At 70.1% G+C, this 23,599-nt stretch carries 17 protein-coding genes and 1 pseudogene; 3 read left to right on the forward strand and 15 right to left on the reverse strand.

The window, feature by feature from the left end:
* The first annotated feature begins 267 nt into the window (after positions 1-267).
* On the forward strand, positions 268-792 hold the full coding sequence (locus CCN56_RS14495) for a peptidylprolyl isomerase (RefSeq protein ID WP_256961969.1): 525 nt from the start codon (positions 268-270) through the stop codon (positions 790-792).
* Between the two features lie 420 nt (positions 793-1,212).
* Here the strand turns inward: CCN56_RS14495 and CCN56_RS14500 are convergent, their stop codons facing one another.
* Together CCN56_RS14500 and CCN56_RS14505 are read right to left on the reverse strand one after the other, a co-directional pair.
* Positions 1,213-1,848, reverse strand: a complete 636-nt coding sequence (locus tag CCN56_RS14500) for a VOC family protein (RefSeq protein WP_086827071.1) — start codon at positions 1,846-1,848, stop codon at positions 1,213-1,215.
* Positions 1,849-2,155: 307 nt separating this feature from the next.
* Positions 2,156-2,400 (reverse strand): annotated as a pseudogene (locus CCN56_RS14505) (transposase family protein); the annotation flags it as partial.
* 280 nt (positions 2,401-2,680) lie between these two features.
* Here CCN56_RS14505 and CCN56_RS14510 point away from each other — a divergent pair.
* Entirely contained in the window at positions 2,681-3,145 is a 465-nt protein-coding gene (locus CCN56_RS14510; RefSeq protein ID WP_256961970.1) for a DUF1345 domain-containing protein, read from the forward strand.
* Here the strand turns inward: CCN56_RS14510 and CCN56_RS14515 are convergent.
* Positions 3,135-4,196, reverse strand: coding sequence for a zinc-binding dehydrogenase (locus CCN56_RS14515; RefSeq protein WP_086827073.1), 1,062 nt, complete (start codon positions 4,194-4,196; stop codon positions 3,135-3,137). The two genes, CCN56_RS14510 and CCN56_RS14515, sit on opposite strands and share 11 nt — an antisense overlap.
* A 250-nt stretch (positions 4,197-4,446) precedes the next feature.
* Here CCN56_RS14515 and CCN56_RS14520 point away from each other — a divergent pair, with 250 nt between their 5' ends.
* Positions 4,447-7,662, forward strand: coding sequence for a bifunctional cytochrome P450/NADPH--P450 reductase (locus CCN56_RS14520; protein ID WP_086827075.1), 3,216 nt, complete (start codon positions 4,447-4,449; stop codon positions 7,660-7,662).
* A 71-nt stretch (positions 7,663-7,733) separates the two neighbouring features.
* On the opposite strand, the gene CCN56_RS14525 is transcribed toward CCN56_RS14520, so the two are convergent.
* The 12 genes from CCN56_RS14525 to CCN56_RS14580 form a co-directional block, all read right to left on the reverse strand.
* The gene (locus CCN56_RS14525) at positions 7,734-8,360 is read right to left on the reverse strand and encodes a TetR/AcrR family transcriptional regulator (protein ID WP_086827077.1); all 627 of its coding nucleotides are present in this window, start codon (positions 8,358-8,360) and stop codon (positions 7,734-7,736) included.
* 114 nt (positions 8,361-8,474) lie between these two features.
* Entirely contained in the window at positions 8,475-10,667 is a 2,193-nt protein-coding gene (locus CCN56_RS14530; protein ID WP_086827079.1) for a SpoIIE family protein phosphatase, read from the reverse strand.
* A 72-nt stretch (positions 10,668-10,739) separates the two neighbouring features.
* The gene (locus tag CCN56_RS14535) at positions 10,740-11,606 is read right to left on the reverse strand and encodes a phytanoyl-CoA dioxygenase family protein (RefSeq protein ID WP_086827081.1); all 867 of its coding nucleotides are present in this window, start codon (positions 11,604-11,606) and stop codon (positions 10,740-10,742) included.
* Between the two features lie 242 nt (positions 11,607-11,848).
* Positions 11,849-13,510, reverse strand: a complete 1,662-nt coding sequence (locus CCN56_RS14540) for a transporter (RefSeq protein WP_256961971.1) — start codon at positions 13,508-13,510, stop codon at positions 11,849-11,851.
* Complete coding sequence (locus CCN56_RS14545; protein ID WP_086827085.1) at positions 13,507-13,740, reverse strand: hypothetical protein; 234 nt, start codon at positions 13,738-13,740, stop codon at positions 13,507-13,509. The genes CCN56_RS14540 and CCN56_RS14545 overlap by 4 nt, the downstream gene beginning before the upstream one ends.
* A 395-nt stretch (positions 13,741-14,135) precedes the next feature.
* On the reverse strand, positions 14,136-15,500 hold the full coding sequence (locus CCN56_RS14550) for an FAD-binding oxidoreductase (RefSeq protein WP_086827087.1): 1,365 nt from the start codon (positions 15,498-15,500) through the stop codon (positions 14,136-14,138).
* A 178-nt stretch (positions 15,501-15,678) separates the two neighbouring features.
* Positions 15,679-16,623 (reverse strand): dihydrodipicolinate reductase, encoded by a 945-nt coding sequence (locus tag CCN56_RS14555; RefSeq protein WP_256961972.1) that lies wholly within the window; start codon positions 16,621-16,623, stop codon positions 15,679-15,681.
* A 475-nt stretch (positions 16,624-17,098) separates the two neighbouring features.
* Positions 17,099-18,199, reverse strand: a complete 1,101-nt coding sequence (locus tag CCN56_RS14560) for a phosphotransferase family protein (protein ID WP_256961973.1) — start codon at positions 18,197-18,199, stop codon at positions 17,099-17,101.
* Positions 18,199-19,437 (reverse strand): acyl-CoA dehydrogenase family protein, encoded by a 1,239-nt coding sequence (locus CCN56_RS14565; protein ID WP_086827093.1) that lies wholly within the window; start codon positions 19,435-19,437, stop codon positions 18,199-18,201. Before CCN56_RS14565 ends, CCN56_RS14560 begins: the two co-directional genes overlap by 1 nt.
* Positions 19,438-19,464: 27 nt before the next feature.
* The gene (locus CCN56_RS14570) at positions 19,465-20,247 is read right to left on the reverse strand and encodes an SDR family oxidoreductase (protein WP_086827095.1); all 783 of its coding nucleotides are present in this window, start codon (positions 20,245-20,247) and stop codon (positions 19,465-19,467) included.
* 3 nt (positions 20,248-20,250) lie between these two features.
* Complete coding sequence (locus CCN56_RS14575) at positions 20,251-21,930, reverse strand: class I adenylate-forming enzyme family protein (RefSeq protein WP_086827097.1); 1,680 nt, start codon at positions 21,928-21,930, stop codon at positions 20,251-20,253.
* A gap of 42 nt (positions 21,931-21,972) precedes the next feature.
* Positions 21,973-23,529: a long-chain fatty acid--CoA ligase gene (locus CCN56_RS14580; protein WP_086827099.1), complete on the reverse strand. Its 1,557-nt coding sequence runs from the start codon at positions 23,527-23,529 to the stop codon at positions 21,973-21,975.
* Positions 23,530-23,599: the final 70 nt, after the last annotated feature.

Raw genomic sequence — 23,599 nt, forward strand, 5'->3', positions numbered from 1 at the left:
ACTTCTGAAACAGGCCCTAGACTGCGACCGCTCCAAGACCTGGAGATCACCGGGAGGGCGTGCAAGATGAAACGAGCACTGATCGGCGCATTCGCGGCCGTGGCGTTAGTCGTGTCCGGGGGGAGTGTCGCCACCGCTTCCGACAGCGCCCCGCCACGCACCACGCACGGCCCTTGCCAGTACACGCAGACCCCGGACGAGCCGCCGGCGCGGCCTGTTCCGCTGCCGCCCGACCCGCGGCGCACCCCCAGTCGCGGCACGGTGGACATGGCGGTTCCGACCAGCCAGGGCTCGCTCCCGCTGCACGTGGACCGGGCCAAGGCGCCGTGCACGGTGCAGAGTTTCCTGCACCTGGCACGACACGGGTTCTACGACCGTACGGTGTGCCACCGTCTGACGGCGTATCCGACGCTGAAGGTCCTGCAGTGCGGCGACCCGACCGGTACCGGTGAGGGCGGCCCCGGGTACAAGTACAAGGACGAGCTGCCGGTGGACCTGCCGCCCGCACCCACCGATCCCACCGGCACGCGCCGCCTCTACGGGCGCGGCCTGCTGGCGATGGCCAACGCCGGTCCGAACACGAACGGCTCACAGTTCTTCGTCGTCTACGGCGACTCCGCACTGCGACCGAACTACACGGTGTTCGGCACGGTCGACCCCGACGGCCTGACGACACTCGACAAGATCGCCGCCGCAGGCATCGAGCCGACCGCGGAGAACCCGGCACCGGTCGACGGCGCACCCGTCCTGCGGACCGAGCTGCTCCGTGTCCGGCCGTCCTGCCGGCATTGACGCACCGTGACGTGGCCACGTCCTCGATGAGCATGCCTGGCGCCTGCGGCCGTCCCGGGCGGACTACGCCGACCGGGTGAAGCGTCCGGGTGCGGAAGGGGGGCTTTGGACCTTGTGCCCGGCCTGCGTGAAGCACCCGAGGCCCCACCTCTGCAATCCGTACGGTGCTGCCCGTGGACATCGCACCAGTTGTCCGGTCCCGGCTCCCTGCCGGGGCCGGACTCCGTCTTGGGCGTCCGGGCGGCCCGACCCGCGCAACTCCGAGCGTATTCAGCCACCGGCCGTCGCCGATGCGCCTCCGGCTGCCCGGCTGGCGTCCGGGAGGCCCCGAATCGTCCGCCGCGACGCGCCTCCCGTCAAAGGGACACGTGCCGGCCAGGAGACCCCAGCCGGCTGCTCCCGCGGGGCAGTCGGCTGGGGTCAGATCGTGACCGGGCCGTGGGCGGTGGCGAACTCGACCGAGACCAGGCCCGGTTCCTCATCTTCGACCCAGGTGACGTCGATCTGGTCGAGGGGATGGTCGGCCGGTTCGCCGAGGAATTCGGCGATGGAGGCGGCGTCGCCGGCGATGGAGACTCCGTGGATGGTCGTGGAGGTGCGAGGGTCGGCGCTCGGGCGCTCCTCGCTGGGGACCAACCACTGAAGGAAATAGGGTAGTTGCGGGTCCTCCATTAGTTCCAGCAGGCCGATCTGCTTCCATCTCAGGTCGAACCCGTCGGGGCGGACCCGGTGGCCCTCGGTCGAGGTGCGGCCGAGGCGGGCCTCGACCGGGGCGATGTCGTCGACGGAGACCACCCAACCGAGCCAGCCGCCGCCCTCGGCGGCGCGGCGCGCGACCGCCTGGCCGAAGGGTGCGCGGTCGGCGGCGGGGTGGTCGAGTGTGGTGACGACCTCGACGTAGGTGCCGCCGCTCAGCGGGAGAACGAAATTGCGGGTGCCGAATCGCGGGTGTACGCCCCCGTCGACGAACCCGGCGCCGAGGGCCGATCCGATCCGCTGGACGGTCGAGACGAAGCTGTCGCGGGCCACCGCATAGGACACGTGATCAAGTCGCACTTCGGCATCATCACCCGACAACCCGTCCACAGCCCGACGCCACGCCCGCCGCCCCGGCCGCGTCCGCCGTGGGTTCAGTCGTGGAGCGGATCGATCATCGTCATCCCGGCTGGGGAGACCCGGTTGAAGCCGGGCAGCAGCACCGCAGCGTCGTCGAGACCCACGACCCGCTCGATCGGCCGCTGGTACACGACTTCGAGTTGGCATGCAGCGCCATGCGCATGGCAATTCCAAGAGGCAGGCTCTATGCCCTTTCCGGCGCAGGACACCGGGCCGGCCCCGGAAGAGAATGCCTTTGAGTCCGTGTGGCCAGGGACGGGGCGAGGGCGGCCAGGGCCTCGACAGCTTCGCGTATGTGGCGGTAGGCGGTCATGATCCCGATGCCGAACCCGGCGGCCGGCTGGGTATAGGTGTGTCACCGCACCGCAGGTGGGCCAGGGCGAGCAGGGCCTGTCGTGAGGCGGGAAGGCGCCGCCGGCGCGTCCCGATCTCCCGTCGCCTGGCCGCCAGCCGTCCGGCCAGGAACCGCAGAGTACGGCTGGACAGGTCGATCGAATGGGGTCTCCCCTGCTCGAGCGAAGCCGAGAGCTCGGGGAAGGGTGGACAAGCACGCGAAGCTCCTGGCGGAGACGGGTGATCTTGGTCGAGAACCCGTCTACCAGGAGCTTCGTCGTTATGCAGACATGTCCAGCTCGCGGTCGGCATCGCAGCTTGGAAAGAGCTCACTGCCGGTGCATTCATGGCTCTCCGAGCGCCGCCGGTCCGCGGTGAGCACGGTCGTCGGGCTCTGTGTCGCCGTGCTCCTCGGCCTGCTGGGGTTCTCGCGCCGGGGTTGCTGTCCGCATCGAGTGCCGACCTGGGCGTGGTGGCGCTGTTCGCCTACCTGCTGTGCTACCTGGTGGTCACGCTGAGGGCCTTCTCGACCGCGCCGCCGGAACGGGTCCGACTGTGGGCCCGGCCGGAGGCGCGGGGCGCCGTGCTGCAGCGCTATCTCCTGGGGAGCGTACCGGGGCCGGGAGTGTCGGTCCTCATCGCGTCGGCGGCGCTCGTGGTGTCGGCGGTCTGGCGTCCCGGGCATCTGGGTTCCGCTTTCCCGGCGGCGGTACGGGTCCTGATGGCGCTCGGCCTCGTCGTCGTCGCCTGGATCTGCGTGCTGGCCGCCTTCGCGGTGGCTTTCCATGCCGACAACCTCGTGGAGGGCGAGGCAGCGCTGGACTTTCTGGGTGATGAGACGGTGGCCGGATCAGCCGCGCTGGGCGTGGCGAGCCGGCCACCGCCCTTCCTGCTCAGGGGATGAGCACGAGGCGGATCGGGTCTCCGATCTTCTTCTCCAGCCGGGCGACGGCGTCCGCGGCCTCGGCCAGGGGGACGTGGGCGCTGACGGAGGGGCCGAGGTCGATCCGCCCGGCCGCTGCCAGTCCGACGAGTTGTTCCACGTGCTCCGGCTCGGAGCCGTAGTGTCCGCGGATCTGCTGGACGTTGAAGCAGAAGCCGATGCTGTCGGCGACGGTGACCGGCTCCGGGGTGAGGCCGGCGAGTACCAGGACGCCGTTCGGGCCGAGCACGGTGGTGGCCTGGGCGCGGGCCGCTCCGACGCCGGCGAAATCGAAGGCGACGTCGATGCCCCGGCCTGCCGTGGCTTCGCGCACCGCCTCGGCGAAGTCTCCGGCCGTGGGGTCCAGCGCATGGTCGGCTCCGAAGAGGAGGGCGCGCTCGCGGGCCGAGGGCAGCGGGTCGACGGCGATGACGGGGGCGGCGCCGACCAGGCGGGCGAGTCGGATGCCGTGGGCGCCGAGGCCTCCGGCTCCCCAGATGCCGACCGCCTGCGCGGGTCGGACGGCGCCGGTGTCCACGATCGCGGCGTACGGGGTGGAGACGGCGTCGGGGATGATCGCGGCCTGGTCGAACGGCAGGTGGTCCGGGATGGGGAGCAGGGTGTCCTCCCGGGCGAGGGCGTACTGTGCCCAGCCGCCGTCGTAGTCCACTCCACGGGTCCGGGGCCGGCGGCAGAGCGCGTGGCGCAGGCAGTCGGCGCAGTCGCCGCACGCTTGCCCGGCCTGGAGCACGACCCGTCGGCCGGGGGTCCAGTCGCCCTTCACGTCGGGGCCGACGGTGTGGACGACGCCGGCCACCTCGTGGCCGGGGGTGATGGCGCCGGATTCCTTGACGGCGTCCACGGGGAAGAAGGGGCTCAGGCTGCCGTCGATCAGATGGATGTCGGACAGGCAGACACCGGCGGCCCGCACCTCGACGAGGACCTCGCCCGGACCGGGAACCGGGATCGGGACCTCCTCGACGGCGAAGGTGCGGGTGTCCAGGCGCAGCCGTCCGGCCAGCATGGTGTTCATGCGGAAACCTCGATGTGCTCGGTGAGAAGCGTGCGTGCAGCTCATGCGCACGACATGGTCGACTGACCATGTCGCTCAACCGTGTCGACTGACAATGTCGCCTGTCAAGCGGCCTCCGCCGGACGTTCTTCGAGGTCATCAAGTTCCAACAGTCGACTGTGTCACTCAATACAGTCGACCGACATGTTCAGGTGACACAGTCGTGTGTAAGTTGGTCGGCGACTGCTGGAGTGCAACGAAAGGCACGCTCATGACTCAGGTGTCCGTAGGTGCGGCGCGGGCGATCCCCGAGCGCCCCCCGCTGCCCCTCGTAGGCCACGCGTTCAACGTTCCCGCGGGCGCGGACTTCCTGGCCTACCTGCTGAAGGAGTTCAAGGAATTCGGGCCCGTGTACCGGCTGCGGCTCTTCGGGAGGGACACCGTCATGGTCGGCGGTCTGGACCTCGTGACCGAGCTGTCGGACGAGACCCGCTTCCGCAAGCACGTCCACGCCGACCTGGTCGAGGTCCGAGCTCTGGCCGGGGACGGTCTGTTCACCGCCTACAACCACGAACCGAACTGGCGCAAGGCCCACGACATCCTGATGCCCGCGTTCTCGCTCGGCGCGATGCGCAGCTACCACGACCCCATGCTCAAGGTCGCCCGCTCGCTGATCGGCAAGTGGGACCGGCTGGCCGGGGTGCAGTCGGTGGACGTGCCCGACGAGATGACCCGTCTGACCTTCGACACGATCGGCCTGTGCGGCTTCGGCTACGACTTCCAGTCCTTCCGCCGGAACGACCTGCACCCGTTCGTCGAGGCGATGGCCCGGGCCCTCGTCTTCGCCCAGGAGAAGGGCGAGTCCATCCCGGGCTCCGAGCTGTTCAAGAGGAAGAAGGTCGAGCAGTTCCGCGCGGACATCGACCTGATGACGGACCTCGTGGACGACGTGATCAGGGAGCGCCGCGCCTCCGGCGACACCAGCACGGACGACCTGATGGGGTTGATGCTGCACACGAAGGACCCCGTCACCGGCGAGCCGCTGGACGACGTCAACATCCGGCACCAGGTGATCACCTTCCTGATCGCGGGCCACGAGACCACCAGCAGCGCGCTCTCCTTCGCCCTGTACTACCTGACCAAGCATCCGGAGGTGCTCGCCCGGGCCCAGGCCGAGGTGGACGCCCTGTGGGGCGACGCCGAGTCCCCGGACCCCCAGTACGGGGACATCGGCAAACTCACCTACATCCGCCAGATCCTCAACGAGAGCCTGCGGCTGTGGCCGACGGCGCCCGCGTACGCCGTCGAGCCGATCGAGGACACCGTCATCGGCGGCAAGTACCCCGTGCGCAAGGGCGAGTCGCTGATGGTGATCACCTCGGCCCTGCACCGCGATGCGGCCTGGGGGGAGAACGTCGAGCTGTTCGATCCCGAGCGCTTCACCCCCGAGCGGGAGGCGGCCCGTTCGGTCCACGCCTTCAAGCCGTTCGGCAGCGGCGAGCGGGCCTGCATCGGCCGCCAGTTCGCGCTGCACGAGGCCACCCTGCTGCTCGGCCTGCTGGTGCACCGCTACCGTCTGATCGACCACACCGACTACCAGATGAAGATCAAGTCGACGCTGACCATCAAGCCCGACGGTTTCAGCCTGCGGCTCGCCCGCCGCACCAGCGACGAACGGCGCCTGCCCGCCGCGACGGCGGCCGCCCCCGTCGCGGGCCGGACCGCGGCCGTGACGCGCCGGGCGAGCGGCACCGCGCTGACCCTGCTGCACGGCTCCAACCTCGGCACCTGTGCCGGCATCGCCCGCGACCTCGGCACCGACGGCGAGGAGCACGGCTTCACCCCGTCCGTCGCCCCCCTCGACGCGTACACGGAGAGGCTGGCCGGCTCCAAGGGGCCCGTCGTCATCGTCGCCGCCTCCTACAACGGTCGCCCCACCGACGACGCCGCCGGGTTCGTCGCCCGGCTGGAGAACCTCGCCCCCGGCTCGCTCGCCGGGCTGCGGTACGCCGTCCTCGGTGTCGGCGACCGCAACTGGGCAGCCACCTACCAGCGGATCCCCACCCTGATCGACGAGCGTCTGACCGCCGCCGGCGCCACTCCGCTCCTGGAGCGCGGCAGCGCCGACGCCTCCGGCGACTTCGGCGGAGCGGTCGACCAGTGGACGGAAGACCTGTGGAAGGCGCTCCTGGACGGGTACGGCGAGGCGGTCGCCGGTGAGGCGGCCGACCCCGTACCGGAGACGGAAGGCGAGGGGCTGTACGAGTTGGAGGACACCTCCGAGTCAGTCCTCGGCGGCCTCGCCGAGCGCCACGGCGTCCGGCCGATGGAGGTCCTCGAAGCGTACGAACTCGTCGACACCGACCACGAACTGGGACGCTCCAAGCGGTTCCTGCGGCTCCGGCTGCCCGAGGGCGTCACCTACCGCACCGCCGACCACCTGGCCGTCCTGCCCAGCAATTCCGAGGCCCTCGTCCAGCGCGTCGCCGACCGCTTCGGCCTCGACCTGGACCGCACCGTCCGGCTGCGCGCCCGGCGCCGGAGCCGGGGCGCCCTGCCCGTCGACCGGCCGCTGACCCTGCGCCGCCTCCTCACCGACTTCGTCGAGCTCCAGGACGCGGCCACCCAGGAGCAGGTCGCCGTGCTCGCCGAGCACACCGCCTGCCCGCCCGAGAAGCAGCCGCTCACCGCCTTCGCCACCGCCGATCCCGGGACCTTCCGGGAGCAGGTGACCGTCGCGGGGCTCAGCGTCCTGGACCTCCTGGAGCGCCACCGCGCGTGCGAGCTGCCCTTCGAGCGCTTCCTGGAGCTGCTGCCGGTCCTGCGGCCCCGGCACTACTCGATCTCATCGTCCGCCGCGGCCCGGCCCGGCGAGGCCGACCTGATGGTGTCGCTGCTCGCCGCGCCCCACCGGTCGGGCGAGGGCACCTTCCGGGGCATCGCCTCGCACTTCCTGCAGACCGTGAACGCGGGCGACGTGATCCAGGCCCGGGTCCTGCCGTGCAGCGAGTCCTTCCGCCTCCCCGAGGACACCTCCGTGCCGGTGATCCTGATCAGCGCGGGCACCGGCCTCGCGCCCTTCCGCGGCGCGGTCCTCGACCGCCACCACACCGGCTCGACCGGCACCCTGCTCTGCTACTTCGGCTGCGACCACCCCGACGTGGACTTCCTGCACCGGGAGGAGTTCGAGGCGGCCGAGGCGGCCGGCGCCGTCAGCATGCGCCCCACCTTCATGCACGCGCCCGAGAACGGGGCCCGCTTCGTCCAGGAGCGCATCGCCCGCGAGAGCGAGGAGGTGTGGTCGGTCCTGGAGGCCGGCGGCCGCGTCTACGTCTGCGGCGACGGCCGCCGTATGGCACCCGCCGTACGGGAGGCGTTCATGGCGATTCACCGCGAGCGGACCGGCGCGAGCGACGAGCAGGCCGTGGCATGGCTCGCGGAGCTCGTCGCGTCCGGGCGCTACGTCGAGGACGTCTGGGCCGGCTGAACCCCACGAGAAGTTAGAGACGGTTGTGGGCGCACCTGGAAAGGTGCGCCCACAACCGTTCTCGCGTCGTGTCAGGCCATCGGCACGTCAGGGAGGCCGAGGTCCCCCTTGGCCAGCGCCACGGTCGCGGCCACGAGCGCCCTGAGGCCGGTCCGCTCGGTGGCCTCGTCCGGCAGGGCCACGAGGACCTGCATGGTGAGTCCGTCGAAGCCGGAGAGGAAGAACCGGGCCACCGTCTCCGGGGATTCGGCCAGTTTCTGCCCCGTCCTCTCCGCCGTCTCGGCGATCACCTGCGCGGTCACCTCTATGACCCGCCGGTAGTGACCCTGCCGGGCCTCGTTGAGACCGGGTACACGCAGGGCGAACATGGTCAGCTCGCTGAGCAGCTGGTGGTGCGACGTCGGCTCGCGCACGGTGCCCCACAGGGCCCCCGCGAAGGCGCCGATGGTCTCCTCGAAGCCCGCGTCCTCCGGCGCCGCCCGCTGCACCTGCGCGACCAGCTCGTCGGTGATGTGGTCCATGACCGCGCGGTAGAGGTCCTCCTTCGTGCCGAAGGTGTAGTGGACGGTGGTCTGCGCGACACCGAGCTCCGCGGCGATGGCGCGGGTGCTCCCCGCGGCCACGCCCTCCCGGGCCATGAGGTCGATGGCCGCCTTGATCAACTGAGGGCGGCGCTCCGCCGCGGAAACATGAGCCATAAGCCCACTATATCGACTCAGTCGGTCGACACAGTCGCCTTGGTCGACGGCTCGCCTGCAGGTCAGGCGGGCGGTTCGGGCGAACTCGTTCCTCTTCCCGGGGTCCGAGCGGGGTCACGTCCCTTCGATGCCCGGCCCGCTGTCCGCGGGAAGGGCCTGCTCGGCCCAGATGACCTTTCCCTCGCGGTTGTGCCGTGCGCCCCAGCGTTCGGCGAGCTGGGCCACCAGGAGCAGGCCGCGGCCGCCCTCGTCGAAGATCCGGGCGCGGCGCAGATGCGGGGCGGTGCTGCTGGCGTCGGAGACCTCGCAGGTGAGCGTCGTCTGGAGGACCAGCCGCAGCTGGATGGGGCTCTTGCCGTAGCGGATCGCGTTCGTCACCAGTTCGCTGACGACCAGTTCCGTGGTGAAGGACAGTTCCTCCAGCCCCCAGGCCGTCAGGACGTCGGACGCGAAACCGCGGGCCCCGGACACGGCTGCCGGATCGGACGGGAGGTCCATCGTGGCGACGTGGTCCGGGTCGAGGGCACGGGTCCGGGCGACGAGCAGAGCGACGTCATCGGCGGGTCGGCTGGGCAACAGCGCGGCCAGCAGCCGGTCGCAGGTCTCCTCCAACGACTCCGGCGCCGAGGCGAGGACACCGTGCAGCGTGGTGAGTGAGAGGTCGACGTCACGCGTGCGGTCGGCGGCGATCAGCCCGTCGGTGTGCAGGACCAGCAGGCTGCCCTCCTGCAGTTCGAACTCGGCGGTCTCGAAGGGGAGTCCGCCCAGGCCGAGAGGCGGTCCGATCGGTACCTCGGGCAGCTCGACCACGCCGGAGGTCGGGATGGCCCCGCCGGTGGTCGAGGGGGTGACCACGGTCGGCGGGATGTGGCCGGCACTGGCGAGGGAGCACCGGCGGGAGGCGGGGTCGTAGATCGCGTACAGGCAGGTGGCGCTGGTCTCGCCCTCGTCCCGCGACTCCTCCCGCTGCATCCGGATGACCACGTCGTCCAGATGGGTGAGGAGTTCGTCGGGCATGAGGTCGATGTCGGCGAAGGCGCGGACCGCTGTGCGGAGCCGGCCCATGGTGGCGGCGGCGTGCAGACCGCGACCGACGACGTCGCCGACGACGAGCGCGACGCGGGCCCCGGACAGCGGAATCACGTCGTACCAGTCCCCGCCCACACCAGCGCGGGACCCGGCGGGCAGGTAACGAGAGGCCGTTTCGACGGCCGCTTGTCGCACCGTGTACCGCGGCAGCAGGGTGCGCTGGAGGGTGAGCGCGGTGGAACGCTCATGGGTGTACCGACGGGCGTTGTCGATGGACACCGCTGCCCTGGAGACGATCTCCCGCGCCAGCAGGAGATCGTCGTCGTCGAAGGGGGCCGAGGTGCGATGGCGCACGAACTGCACCAGGCCCAGGGTGTCCCCGCGGGCGTGCAAGGGCACGAGGAGAACCGAGTGGAGGCCGAGCGTGCGCAGCACTCGGCCGTGGGACTCGGACGGTGCCATCCACGTGGGCATCTCGGTCCCCGTGATGTGGTGCAGGACGGGTCGTCCGGTGGTCAGTGCGCGAACCGGTTCCGATTCATCGGGGTAGGAGTGGGCCTCGTCGATGCGGAGCAGGGACTCCGGACAGCCGTCGAGGACGGAGCGCTGGGCGACTCGGCGCTGCGTCAGAGCCTCTGCTGGACCCATGCCCGTTTCGTCGAGTGCGGAGTCGAAGAGGTCGACGGTGACGAGGTCGGCGAAGTCCTCGGTGCAGAACTCCGTCAGCTCCTCCGCGGTCCGGGTGACGTCGAGCGTGGTCCCGATCCGTTTGCTCGCCCTGTTGGTGAGGGCGAGCCGACGCTGCAGCAGACGGTCGCGCTCCTCCTGGTAGGCGGCGACGACCTCTTCCGAGGACCGGTCCACGTAGTCGAAGCCGATCGTGACCAGCCTCATCGAGGCCAGGTGGATCATGTGCCAGTCGTCGGTGAGACGGGACGCTTCGGCTTGCAGCAGTTCGAGCAGGCTGAGATGGCCGATCCGGTAGCCACGGAGGAGCCTGCTCACCGGAATCCCTCGCCGGGCGTAGAGGCGACCCACTTCCAAGGCGATCGGAGGAGCCTTCGACGCGCTCGCATCGGGGCGGTTCTCCAGGAGATCCAGGAAGGCGGTGATGTGCTGGGCCGTCTCCTCCAGGTTCAGAGCCGCGATGTCCGCCTCCTCCGACAGCTCGGGGAGTTCGCTGTTCAGGCGCTGGAGCAGCAGGCCGGCCAGCTTCCGCACCTGTGGCCTGAGGCGGCGAGCCAGCTGACCAAGGAACGCATCGACGTCGGTTCCCATAAGGCGAATGTACGGGAGAGCCTTGGCGTGCGCTCCTCGGACAGCTGCGGCGGTCTCTGATCGACCCGGATCTCAGAGACCGAGGTGGTCGCCCAGGTCGGCGTAGTCGACCTGCCACAGGCCGGGAGAGCCCGTGGGGTACTGGGAGCGGAAGCCGAGCATGCGCTGGACACGCGGCGAGAGCGTCTTGGCGAGCTCCCTGTCGACCAGGAAGGGGTACGCCTCCTCGCCGGTGAGGAAGCCCGCGTTGAACGTGAAGGCGAGGCCGCGCCGGTACTCGTCGCCGGTCCGGTTCGCCCCGCCGCCGTGCGCGGTCTTGCCGCTGATGAGGAGGACGTCTCCGGCGTTCATGACGGCGGGGATCGTCTGCTCGGGGGTCCCGCGGTCCTCGAAGTCGCTCCAGTGGTTGCTTCCGGGGATGACGCGGGTGGCGCCGTTCTCCTCCGTGAAGTCGGTCAGGGCGACCAGGAAGTTGATGGTGACTTCCGGGCCGCCGGGCCCCATGCCGATGAAGGGGAACCAGTTCTCCAGGTCACGGTGGAGCATCTGCGCCTTGTTGCCGGGGCCGATTTCGATCACCTGTGCGGTGGTCATCCAGTACGTGCCCGACTCCTGGAGGAAGACCAGGTCGCTGATCTCGTGGACCAGGGGATGGTCGATGACCTCGCTGCGGAACGTGGCGCTGTGCGTCACCAGGTTCGTGAGGCGCTTGGTGTTGCTGCCGTGGAAGGCGGCCACGATTTCGTCCTCGTGGGTGGACCCCGGGGCGAGCGCCCGCAGCGGCTGCTCTATCTCGGCGTTGAAGCGGACGATCTGCTCCTGCGTCAGGAAGCCCTTGACGATGACGCCGCCGTCACGGGCCACGATCTTGAGGATCTCCTCCGCCGGCGTGTCGTTCGCCACGGCCGTCAGCGCCTGGGTCTTCTTCTGTGTCGTCATCTGTGTGCTCTTCCTCGATCTGAAGCGCGGTTGGTCGACCGTTCGATCAGCCGCGGGCGTTCCGTCTTCCGGGGACTCCCCCGCGACGGCCAGGTGGGTTCGGTGGTCATGGCGTTTCCGCGTTGTTCCTGCGGTGGTCGTCTCACTGTCGTCAGCCAGTACCGCAGGCGAGAACGACAGCGGGCACCTGCTTCGCCCGGTCCCGGTGCACGATGCACAGTCCGGTCGCGGGCACGGCGGAGCTATCCGCTCACGGCGTCCTTGCCGGAGTCGATGCGAGCTCCGGGGGTGTTACGGGCAGAACCGGGTCCCGGCGCCGTGCGCCGGGGACGTGCGGTCCGCTCCCACGGACGCGCGCTGCCGAGCCATCCGAGGAGGAAGGCTGCCGGGACGGAGACCAGCCCGGGGGTGTGGAGCGGGAACAGGTTGAAGTCCTCCTCCGGCAGCAGCGCGTACGCCGTCCCGGATACGGCGGGGGAGAAGAGGGTCAGCAGGACGCAGAGGGACAGCCCTCCGTAGACGAGCCACAGCAGCCCTCGGCGGTCGAAGCCGGGCCAGAGGAAGGAGTAGACGAGCGCCGGGAACACACATGAGGCCGCCAGGCTCAGCGAGAAGGCGAGGAGGAACTCGATGGGGTAGCGGTGCACGGCGGTGGTGAGGAAGAGGCTCACGGCGCAGAGCGCGACGACGGACAGCCGCAGGACCGTCGGCTCCCCGATCCCGAGCCGGGTACGGTCCTTCTGCCCGATCAGGTCGCGGGTCACGGATACGGCGGCGGCGAAGGTCACGCTCGCCACGGCCGTGAGGACGGCGAGGAAGGCGACACAGGCCACGAGGGTGATGAGCACGACCCGGCCGGTGGAGTGCTGGGGGAGGACCTCCGATGCCAGGAGGATCGGGGCTCCCTGCCCCTTCGCGTCGACCGCCCCGATCCGCCCGCTGCCCACCACCGCGGCCGCGGCGAAGCCGGTCGTGACCAGGAGCAGGTAGAAGAGGCCGGTCAGCCCTACGGCGACGCTCAGGGAGCGTCGAGCGCCGGGAACGTCCCGGCTGGCGCTGACGCGCAGGAGCAGGTGGGGCATCATCGCCGTGCCGAGGATGACGACGATGTGGTCACTGAGCGTGCCGAGCGTGCCGAGCGACCCGAGGCCGGCGGAGTGCGCCCACAGCCCGGGACTGAGGTACCCGTCCGGCGACACGCTGTTGTCCATGGCGGCCGACAGCAGGGATCCAGGACTCCAGTCGAACAGGCGGAGCGCCAGCAGGGTCACCGCGGCGAGCGTCGCCAGGGCCACGGGCACCTTGGCGACCTGCACGAAACTGGTGCCGCGCAGATCGGCCACCCCAGCGAAGCACGTGATCAGGAACCCCATCAGCACCGTGCACACCACCTGGGCCCGCTCGCTCGGCATGCCGATCAGAAGGGAGGCGGTGATGCCGCCGGCACGCAGTTGGACCATGAGCAGGGGTACGGCGATGCACAGGGTCACCACCGCACCGGCGATCCTCGCTCCGGGTCCCTCGGCACGCAGGGAGAACAGCTCGCCCAGGGTGTAGCGGCGGGTCGCGCGAATCCTGGAGGCGAGGAGCAGGAAGACGCCGAGTGCGAGGGCGCTGTCGACGGCGGTCGAGACTCCGTCGTAGCCGAAGATGGCGATCGCTCCCGGCAGCGAGACCAGAATGACGACCGTGATCTGTTCCCCCGCCATCGCGACGCCGTTGAAGACGGGCGGGAGGGACCGGCCGGCGACGTAGAGGCGTTCCGGGTCGTCGTCCTGCGTGGCGAGGGTGAAGACCCACAGCAGGCAGAGGCCGATGAAGACGAGGAAGGCGCTGATGACCGCGCCCCTCGCGGCGGTGCCGATGAGATCGGGCGCACCGACACTCAGGAGGTGCGTCGTCACCACGTGCCCCCGGCCGCACGAGAGGCGGCAGTCGTCGCCGAGGCCGGTTCGAAGGAGGACGCGGCCCGGTTCTCGTACCACCAGGTCCCGCCGACGAGGACGACCAGCTGCGTGAGTGCCCAGGTGATGCCGAGGGTGAGACGTCCGTACACGGAGATCTCTCCGAGGGGCGTGGAGCAGGAGAGCAGGACACCGACGGCGAGCGGCAGCGCATTGACAGTGACCAGCATCCGTGTGTCACGGGGGGAATGCTGGGAGGAAACGGAGGGCACGGGACCTCTCTCTGAAGGAAAGGAAGAAGGACATGGCATGAGCGGGCGTGGGAGAGGGCGCAGTCGTTGAGGACGAGCGAGGGAGTCGGGCGGCCGCGCTCCGTACCCGTCGGAACTCCATGCCTGCGACCGCGGGGGCTCGACGGTGGCGCGGTCTCCGCAGAGGAGGTCGCGCCGGCTCTCGTCGGCGAGCAGCGGCCTAGGTTCTGTCGTCACATGTCAGGCCCGCACCAGGAGTGACCCGCACCAGGAGTGATGCGAGGGCGACGACTGCTTCGTAGGACTCGGCGGTCTTGTCGTGGCGGGTGGCGATCCCACGCCACGTCGTCACGGACCAGGCGCCACCCGAACCTTCAGGAGTTCCCGCGCCTGCGACGACGGAGCGTTCGCCGGGCCAGCGTCTTGCTGCCGTTGAAGAAGTCGTTGAACCGGTCGATCCCCCAGACGGCTCGAAGGACGAACGGCTGCAGCAGCAGCGACATCGACGGCGAGTACTTCGAGGCGTCCGACCAGATGCCGGCGAGGTCATCCGGCATCTCACCGTCGACGATGTAGTCGGCGAGCTGATGGGTCACGTACGGCACCTGGCAGAGGCCGTGGCCGTTGCAGGCCATCGCGTAGAAGACGTTGTCACCCACCTGCCCGGCAATGGACAGCCAGTCCGGGCTGATGCCGATCCAACCGCCCCAGGCCCGCTCGATGGCCACGTCGGACAGCGACGGGAACCGATTGGCCAGATCCTTACCCATGTCCTGCACGACACGGGGATCCGGGACCCGGTCCGGGAGCGGGAAGGCCGGGCCCCGCTGCGCTTGGCGGACCCCGCAGACGATGGTGTTGCGCTCGGTGAGCCGGTAGTGAGTCATCAACTGGTGCTGGGTGATGATGCCGGACCGGCTGGTCCATCCCAGTGCGGCGAGCCGCTCCGGCGCGATGGGTTCCGACTCGATCTCGATGACGTACAGCGGCGTCGCGAGGTTCTTGGGCCAGATGTCCCACTCGCCGCCGTAGACGTTGGTCGCGAGCACCACCTTGTTGGCCCGTACGGTGCCATGCGGTGTCGTGAGCTCGACGGTGCTGCCTGTCCGGCGGACATCGCTCACCCGCGACTGCTCGAAGACCTTGGCCGAGGAGGCGAGCAGCGCGCGACGCACACCACGAGCGAGCTTGCCCGGGTTCAGCATCCCGCCGATGGATTCCCGCATACCGCCCACGAAGCCGGCAGGGAGGCCGAGTTCCTTCCTGCTGCCGACAGTCCCCTGCCCACCGAAGGCGCGCAGGACCGCCGCCTGGGTGCGCACCCTGAGCATCATGAGGGGTGAGACCGCACCCCACACCAGGCCGTTCGCCACATAGTCGCAGTCGATGTCGTGCGTCTTGATGAGGTCTTCCACGTAGTGGCCCGCGTGCTCCGCCAGTTTGACCATGGCCGGCACCTTCTTCGGGGACTGGAGGCTGAGCATCCGCAGGTCACCACCCGGTGCCCCGGCGATCTGACCGCCGTTGCGCGAGGCTGAGCCGTATCCGCAGAACTCGGCCTCCAGCAGGACCACGTCCTGGTCACGCTCCGCGAGGCGCAGCGCAGCCGCCATGCCACCCATGCCGCCGCCGATGACGGCGATGTCACAGTCGAGATCGCCGTCCAGCGCGGGCTGCACGTCGTTCGGCCGGTCGATCCAGCCGGTGAAGCTGCTGTATTTCGTGTCGTCGGTCCTCATGCTGTCCTGGTCTCGTTGAGGTGGGGTGTTCGTCCTACGTCATGCTTCGCGCCAAGATCTGCTCGGCACGCGCCGCAAGCCCTCGTTCCCGTCCAGCAGATCAACCGTGACGGGCGTCTCTTCGACGAGACGCGTGAGGATGGCGAGCAGCAGGTTTTCCGTCTTCTGTGTCTCCGTCTCAGTTCTGAGGAGTGGTGGTTCGGAGCGGGGCCCGGGATGCTCGGCGTTCTCCCTTGGCCGCGAGCGCGCGGGCCGGGAGGTCTGCCATCGACAGGAGTCCGGGTCGTGCCTCGACGACCGCGGCGGCGGCGTTGGCAGCCGCCGCGATCGTGCTGAGGAAGGAATCGAAGCCCACGGAGGAACGAAGGTCGATGACCTGCTCCTCACCGACGATCCGGTAGTCGTCGCCCGCGGTCACCTCGTCGGCCGGCTCGAAGAACCCGAACGTGATCTCCAGGTCGATCACCGTCTCGCCCTTGAGCACGCCGCGGGCGGCATGGGTGACGGCCGAGATCTGACCCGGCTCGATGCGCCTGTGTTCCCCGACGCGCGGCGAGGTCGTCACGACGGCGGGTTCGACCTCGCCCACGTCCACCGAGTCGAGATCCCACCCGAGCCCCGCCGCGAGCGCTCCGAGGGCCTGCTCGAAGCCGTAGTGGCCGACGACCTCGCCCCGGCTGCGAGCCTTCTCGAACTCCTCCGCGGTCAGACCGAGGCCGAACTTCGACAGGATCGCGCCGTAACGCGACATGTTCGTCCGTCGGCGGATGCGCACGTTCTCCACGCGCTGGGTCAGTGCGGTCAGCAGGAGGGGAAGGGTGTCCATCAAGATGCCCGGGTTCGCCCCGCTGCCCAGGACGGTCACGCCCTTCGCCCTGGCCGTCTCGTCGAGCCGCCGGGCCAGGTCGGGATGGCTCTGCCAGGGATAGGCGAGCTCTTCGCAGATGCTCAGGACGTTGTACGAACGCTCCAGCAGCGGCAGCAGGGTGCCGGCGACCTGGTTCAGATCCGAGGTGGTCGCCACGATCGCGAGGTCGGCGGCGGGCAGGCCGTCCAGGTCGCTCACGACGAGGATGCCGTTCGCGGGGCCGTCAAGGAGCACTCCGAGGTCTTGACCAGCCACGCGGGGGTCCTGGTCCACTGCTCCGACGATCTCCACGTCCACGCGTTGCAGCAAGGAGGAAGCGATGGCCCGGCCAGTGGCGCCGAGACCCACAATGACAGTCTGATTACTCAAGGACTCTCCCCCGGGCGCCCAAGTCGGCACGCCCACGACACGGTGTTCAGCAATACGAAACTTCGCCTGCGGCGGTTACCTCGTACCTCACTGTCGCCAGCCACGGCCGCAGTGAGAACGACACTGAGCACCCGTTTCCCCTGGGTACGGTGCACGGTGCACGGTGCACGGTGCACAAGCCGGTCACGCCCAACTCGAGCAGCGAGGAAACGCCATGACGGCTGAGTGTTGGACGCCGTCGAGGAGTTCGATGTGGTGATCACCCGGATCGTTTCCATCACGGCGGTGAACCGATGTCGGAGCAAGACGACCTGGCCGCGGCGAGGTTGCCGAAGCGCCCCGTACCGGGACGCGTCGGATGTCAGCGGCGAGTGGTCGCCGTCAGGCTGGCGTACCGCCCGGCCCGCTCCAGGAGCCGGGGGACACCCGTTTCGAGCGACGGTCCGAAGACCGTGTCGTTCGGACGCTCACCGCGCTGCCAGCGGGTGTAGATGGCCTCGCAGAAGATCGCCGCCTTCCACAGGGCGAGGGTCTGGTACCAGGGCAGCGGGGTCAGGTCGAGGCTGGTGCGGTGCTGGTAGCGCTCGGCCAGTTGGCGCTGGGTGAGGTAGCCGGGTGACCGGGTCACCCGGGTGAGTTCGAGCGGGGTGGCGGGGTGGCCGGCCTCGGACCAGGTGGCGGTGAGGTACCCCAGGTCCGCGAGCGGGTCGCCGAGCGTGGCCATCTCCCAGTCCAGGATCGCGAGGACCCTGGCCGGCGCCTGGGGGGCGAACATGAGGTTGCCCATGCGGTAGTCGCCGTGCACCACCGAGGCGGCCTGGCTGGCTGGCAGGTTGCGGGCGAGCCAGTCCGCGATGCGCTCCACCGCGGGCAGGCTGCGGGTGGTGTTGACCTCCCACAGTCCGCGGAACCGGTCGACCTGGCGACCGAGGTATCCCTCGGGTCGGCCCAGGGAGGCGAGTTCCCCTTCGGTCACGTCGATGCCGTGCAGGGCGACGAGGGCGTCCACGACCGCCTCGCTGGTGGCCCGGCGCTGTGCGGCGGGGGAGAGGTGGGCCGGGATCGTGTCGGTGACGACCGTGCCGTCGAGCCGGGCCATGAGGTAGAACGGCACACCCAGCAGCGATTCGTCCTCGCAGACCGCGAGGATCTCCGGCACGGGCACCCCGTGCCCGCCGAGGATCTTCTGGATGCGGGCCTCGCGCACCATGTCGTGCGTCGACTTCGGCAGCGGCGGGCGCGGGCCGCGGCGCAGGACGACGGACTCGTTGCCGCGCTCGATCAGGTAGGTGACGTTGGAGTGGCCGTCGCCGATGCGCTGCCAGGCGAGCGGGCCGTGGCCGATGCCGTGGGCGTCGAGGAAGCCGGTGACCGCGTCGAGGACCAGGAGCGGAGGGCTGTCGAGGTGACGGGCCTCCTCCCGGCTCGCGACGACTTCCACGCCGTCGGGAACGGTGTGCATCACGCTCCCCCGTCCCGGCCGACGACGGCGTCGCCCCTGTACGGCTCACCGGCCCGGACCGCGGCGGCGCGGCCGGCCGAGGCCCGGCGCGCGATGGCCCACCGGTGGGTCTCGTTGGAGCCGTCGTAGATGCGGAACGGGCGGACCTCGCTCAGGTACTGCGCCAGCGGGAGCCCGTCGGAGACGCCGTCGCCGCCGCAGATCTGGATGGCACGGTCGATCACCCGGAAGATCGCCTCCGAGCAGTGCACCTTCGCGATCGACGACATCGCGGATCCCGCCTTCGGATCGCCGTGCAGCAGCGCCGCGGTCTTGGTGATGATCGCGTCGGACGTCTCGACGTCGATGACCGACTCGGCGATCAGGTGCTGGGCCAGGCCGAGGGAGTCGATCGTGCCGCCGAACAGCTCCCGCTTCCCGGCCCGGTCCAGCGCGATGTCGTGGGCCCGGCGTGCAAGGCCCAGCCACCGCATGCAGTGGGTGAGACGCGCCGGTCCGAGCCGTACCTGGGCGTAGCGGAAGCCGAGACCCACCTCGCCGAGCACCGACTCGTCGGGGACGAAGCAGTGCTCGAGGTACAGGTGGGGATGGCCGCCGTCGATGGAGCGGTCGACGGTGTGGATCGCCTCGCCGATGCGGATGCCGGGGTTGGTCAGGTCGACGAGGAACATGGTGGCCCCCTCGGGGGAGCCGTCGACGGCCGGGGTCCGGGCCATCACGATGCAGAACCCGGCGCCCACGGCGCCGCTGGTGAACCGCTTGTGGCCGTCGATGATCCAGCCGCCGTCGGTGCGGACGGCCGTGGTCCGCAGCGCCGCCGGGTCGGATCCGGCTCCGGGGTGGGGCTCGGTCATGCCGAAGCAGGACCGGACGTCCCCCGCCGCAAGAGGCGCGAGATAGCGCTTCTTCTGTTCCTCGGTCGCGATCAGGTTGAGCATGTGCATGTTTCCCTCGTCGGGGGCCATGCAGTTGAGCGCGCTGGGGCCGATCGGCGAGTAGCCGGCCTCCTGCAGGATCGGCGACCAGTGCTCGATGGGCAGGCCCTGCCCGCCGTACTCCTTCGGCACGAGCGGCGCGAAGACGCCGGCCTCCTTCGCCGCCGCCTGCAGCCGGTCACGGGTGGCCTGGTCGAGACGTCCGCCCGGTGCGGGCTCGGCGTCGATGACGACCTCGCGTATGAACCGGCGCGTGCGGTCGCGCAGCTCCGCGACCTCGGGCGGAAGATGAGGGAAAGTCATGGCTGTCCTTTGTCGGGTGAGCGCGGTTTACGCGGTGCCGCCGGCGACGGTGAGCCCGCCGTCGACGGTGAGGATGTGACCGGTGACCCAGGAGGAGTCCTCCGAGGCCAGGTAGGCCACGGCGGAGGCGATGTCCGACGGGACGCCGAGGCGCCTCATGGGGTACTCCGCGGCCACCTCGGCCTCCTTGCCCTCGTACAGGGCCTCGGCGAACCGGGTCTTCACCACCGCGGGTGCCACGGCGTTGACACGGATCTCCGGGCCGAGCTCGACGGCCAGGGTCCTGGTCAGGTGGGACACCGCCGCCTTGCTCACGCCGTACAGGCCGATGCCGGGCGCGGGGGTGTCGCCGGTCACCGAGGAGAGGTTCACGACGGTGCCGCGGCGGTCGGTGAAGCCGAGCTTCGGGTGGGCGACCGCGTCCTGCACCCAGGCGAGGGTGGCGAGGACGTTGACCTCGAGGACCTTGCGGGCGACGTCGAGGTCCAGGCCGACGACGGGGCCGTACGCCGGGTTGATGCCCGCGTTGTTCACGAGGACGTCCAGTCCGCCGAACTCGTGGGCGACGGTGTCGAAGACCTCGCGGCGGTGCTCGGGGTCGTCCGCCTTGCCGGCGACGGTGATGACGCTGCCCCGGGGGAGGGCGGCGGCGGCCTCTTCGAGCGGCCCGGCCTTGCGCGCGGTCAGGCACACGCGCGCCCCTTCGGCGACGAGCCGCTCGGCGACGGCGAGACCGATGCCCCGGCTCGCGCCGGTCACGATGGCGGTGCGGCCCGAGAAACGGCCGCGGTCGGTGTGGTTCTCGTTCATGGATCAGTCCTTCCGGGGCGGTACCGGCCCGGTGCCGTCGAGGCCGCGGAGCTCGGCGCGCCGGATCTTGCCGCTCTGGGTCTTGGGCAGGTCGGCGATGAAGTGGATCGTGCGGGGACACTTGTAGGCGGCCAGCCGGTCGCGGGAGAAGGCGATCAGCTCCTCCTCCGTCGCGTTCAGACCCGCCTTGAGCGAGACATAGGCGACGACGGTTTCTCCGCGGTAGTCGTCCGGCTGCCCGACAACCGCGGCCTCGAGGACCGACGGGTGCTCGTACAGCGCGTCCTCGACCTCGCGCGGCCAGACCTTGTACCCGGACACGTTGATCTGGTCCTTGAGCCGGTCCACCAGGTAGACCCAGCCCTCCTCGTCGATGACGGCGACGTCACCGGTACGGAGCCGGCCCTCCGGCATCGTCTGCCGAGTGGCCTCGGGCTTGCCCCAGTACCCGGGCACCACCTGCGGCCCGCTCAGTTCGAGTTCGCCCTGTTCCCCGCTGGGCACCGGGTCGCCGTGCAGGTCCACGACGCGTGCCGTGAGGTGCGGCAGCGGCTTGCCGACGGACAGCGTCCCGCTCGGCAGATGGACGGGGGCCCTGCTCCCCGGAGGCACGGCGATGACGGCGGACGTCGTCTCCGTCATCCCGTAGCCGTTGTGGAGGTAGACGCCGAACCGCTCCCGGAACCGCTCGACGGTCGCCGGCGGGATCGGCGCGCCCCCGGAGTACAGGGCCTTCACCGACGCGAAGTGCTCCGGTCCGGCCTGCGGAAGTTCGTAGATCGCGTTGTACGCCGTGATGGAGCCGATCGTGTAGGTCACCCCGTGCTCGGCGAAGGCCTCCAGGGCGACCTCGGGGTGGAACCGACCCGCCAGGACGAGCGTGGTGTCGGTGAGCAGGGAGATCGTCGCGTTGACGACCGCGCCGGTGATGTGGAACAGCGGGGCCACTGCGAGCACGACGTCCCCGTCGCTCACGTCCATCCACGACGCACAGGTCGTCACCACGCTCAGGACGTTGCCGTGGGTGTTCATGGCGCCCTTCGGCGGCCCCGTCGTTCCCGACGTGTACGTCAGGAACGCGACGTCGTCGCGGGTCGGCTCCACGGGCGAGGGAGCGCGGCCCTCGAACTCGTCGATCAGCGCCACCAGGTCGCCGTCCGGCGCCGGGGCGTGGCGTTCCGTCGTCGCGAAGGCCCGTGCGTCGTTCCTCGACTGGTAGTCCAGCGCCGACGTGCTGACCAGCCATCGGACCGTGCTCCCCGCCAGCGTGCCGAGCGTCTCGTGGACGTCCGCGTCCGCGCAGACGACCCCGACCGCCCCGGAGTCGTCGATGATCCGGCGGAGCTCCTGGCGCCGGTACATCGGATTGAGTCCCAGCGCCGTGGCCCCCAGCTTCCACAGGGCCAGCAGCACCAGCGCGTACTGCGGAACGTTCTGCAGGTACACGCCGACGCGATCGCCCCGTCCGGTCCCGCGGGCCTCGAACGCGGCGGCCAGGGCGTCGGACGCCGCGTCCACCTCCCGCGCGGACAGGGCACCGTCGAAGTAACGGAGCGCCGTGCCGTCCGGGTTCTTCGCCACGCGCGCCTTCCAAGCGGTCACGAGCGAGTCGGGGGTCGCATCCGTCCCCTTGCCGAACCCGTCGAGGAACGCGTCCCTCCGCCGACCCTCATCCACTGTCATCTGCCGTCCTTCCCACCCGTACGAATGCGCTTGTCTTTCCGGTCACGTGAGTTCGCGCTTGAGGATCTTTCCGGTGGACGTCATCGGCAGCGTCGTGACGATCTCCACGATGCGCGGGTACTTGTAGCCGGCCATCTGTTCCTTGCCCCAGGCGATCAGCTCGTCGGGGCGGACCTCGGCGCCGCGGTCGAGGATGACGAACGCCTTGATCTCCTCGCCGTGGCTCTCGTGCGGCACGCCGACGACCGCGGCCAGGCTGATCGCGGGGTGCGTCATCAGGACCTCCTCGACCTCGCGCGGGTAGACGTTGAAACCACCGCGGATGATCAGGTCCTTCGCCCGGTCGACGATGTAGTAGAAGCCGTCCTCGTCCCTGCGGGCCAGGTCGCCGGTGCGGAACCAGCCGTCCCTGACCGCGTCGGCGGTGTCCTCGGGGCGGCCGTGGTAGCCCTTCATCACGTTGTGGCCCTTGACCGCGATCTCCCCGACGGCGCTGCCGGTGCCGTCGTCCTCGACCTCCGACCAGTCCGGCTTGACGAGCTTGACCTCGACACCCCAGATCGGCACGCCGATCGACCCGGGCCGCGGTTCCTGCGCCGGATCGCTGAAGGTCACCACCGGCGAGGTCTCGGAGAGGCCGTAGCCCTCCAGGACCTGGACGCCCAGCCTCTCCCTGACCTGCCTGATGAGCTCCGCGGGGAGCGAGGCCCCGCCGGAGACGCCGACGCGCAGGTTCCTCGCGATCCTCTCGACGTCGACGTCGTCGCTGAGCGCCTGCAACAGTCCCCACCACATGGTGGGGACGCCCGCGAAGAAGGTGATGTCCTCCTGCTGCATCAGGGACACCGCCTGCCGGGCGTCGAACCGCGGCAGCAGCACCAGTGTGCTCGCCGTCGAGAAACCGGCGTTCATCTGCACGGTCGCGCCGAAGGAGTGGAACAGCGGCAGCACGACCAGATGGGTGTCCAGGGCCGGCCGGTTCTCCAACAGCCGGTTGCACGCGAGGGCGTTGAGGACCAGGTTGGCGTGGGTGAGTACGGCGCCCTTCGCCTGTCCTGTCGTCCCACTCGTGTAGAGGAGCACGGCCGGGTCGTCCCCCGAGGTCCCGACGCTGTCGAACGTCGTCGCCGCGCCCCGCAGCGCGGCGCCCATGGTCTCGACGCCCTCGATCGGGCTTTCCGCCGCGGGGTCGGCGGTGATGAGGAAGAAGTGCTCGCAGCCCGGGGTCTCGCTGAACCCGGCGTGTCCCTCCGCACCCATCGGCAGACCCGCGTCGCCCTCGAAGCAGAAGTACGCCTTCGCCTCCGAGTCGGCGAGGTGGTAGGCGACCTCCCGGCCCTTGAGCAGGATGTTGAGCGGTACGACGACGGCGCCGGCCTTGAGGATCCCGTAGTAGACGATCGGGAACCAGGGCACGTTCGGACAACTGAGCGCGACCTTGTCGCCGGGCCAGATGCCGCGGTCGACCAGGAGGTTGGCGATCCGGTTCGCGGCGGCCTCGACCTGGGCGTAGGTGAGACGCGTCGGGCCGAGGACCACTGCGTCCCGGTTCGGGTGCGCGCGGGCGGAGTCCTCGAGCAGGACCGAGAGGTTCAGCATGGTGTCTTCCGGGAAGGTGGACCGGGCCAGGCCGCAGGGAACGGGACATACGGCCTGGCCCGGGGTGGGC

The organism is Streptomyces sp. NRRL B-24572 (assembly GCF_002156145.1).
In the GTDB taxonomy this organism is placed as follows: domain Bacteria; phylum Actinomycetota; class Actinomycetes; order Streptomycetales; family Streptomycetaceae; genus Streptomyces; species Streptomyces vietnamensis.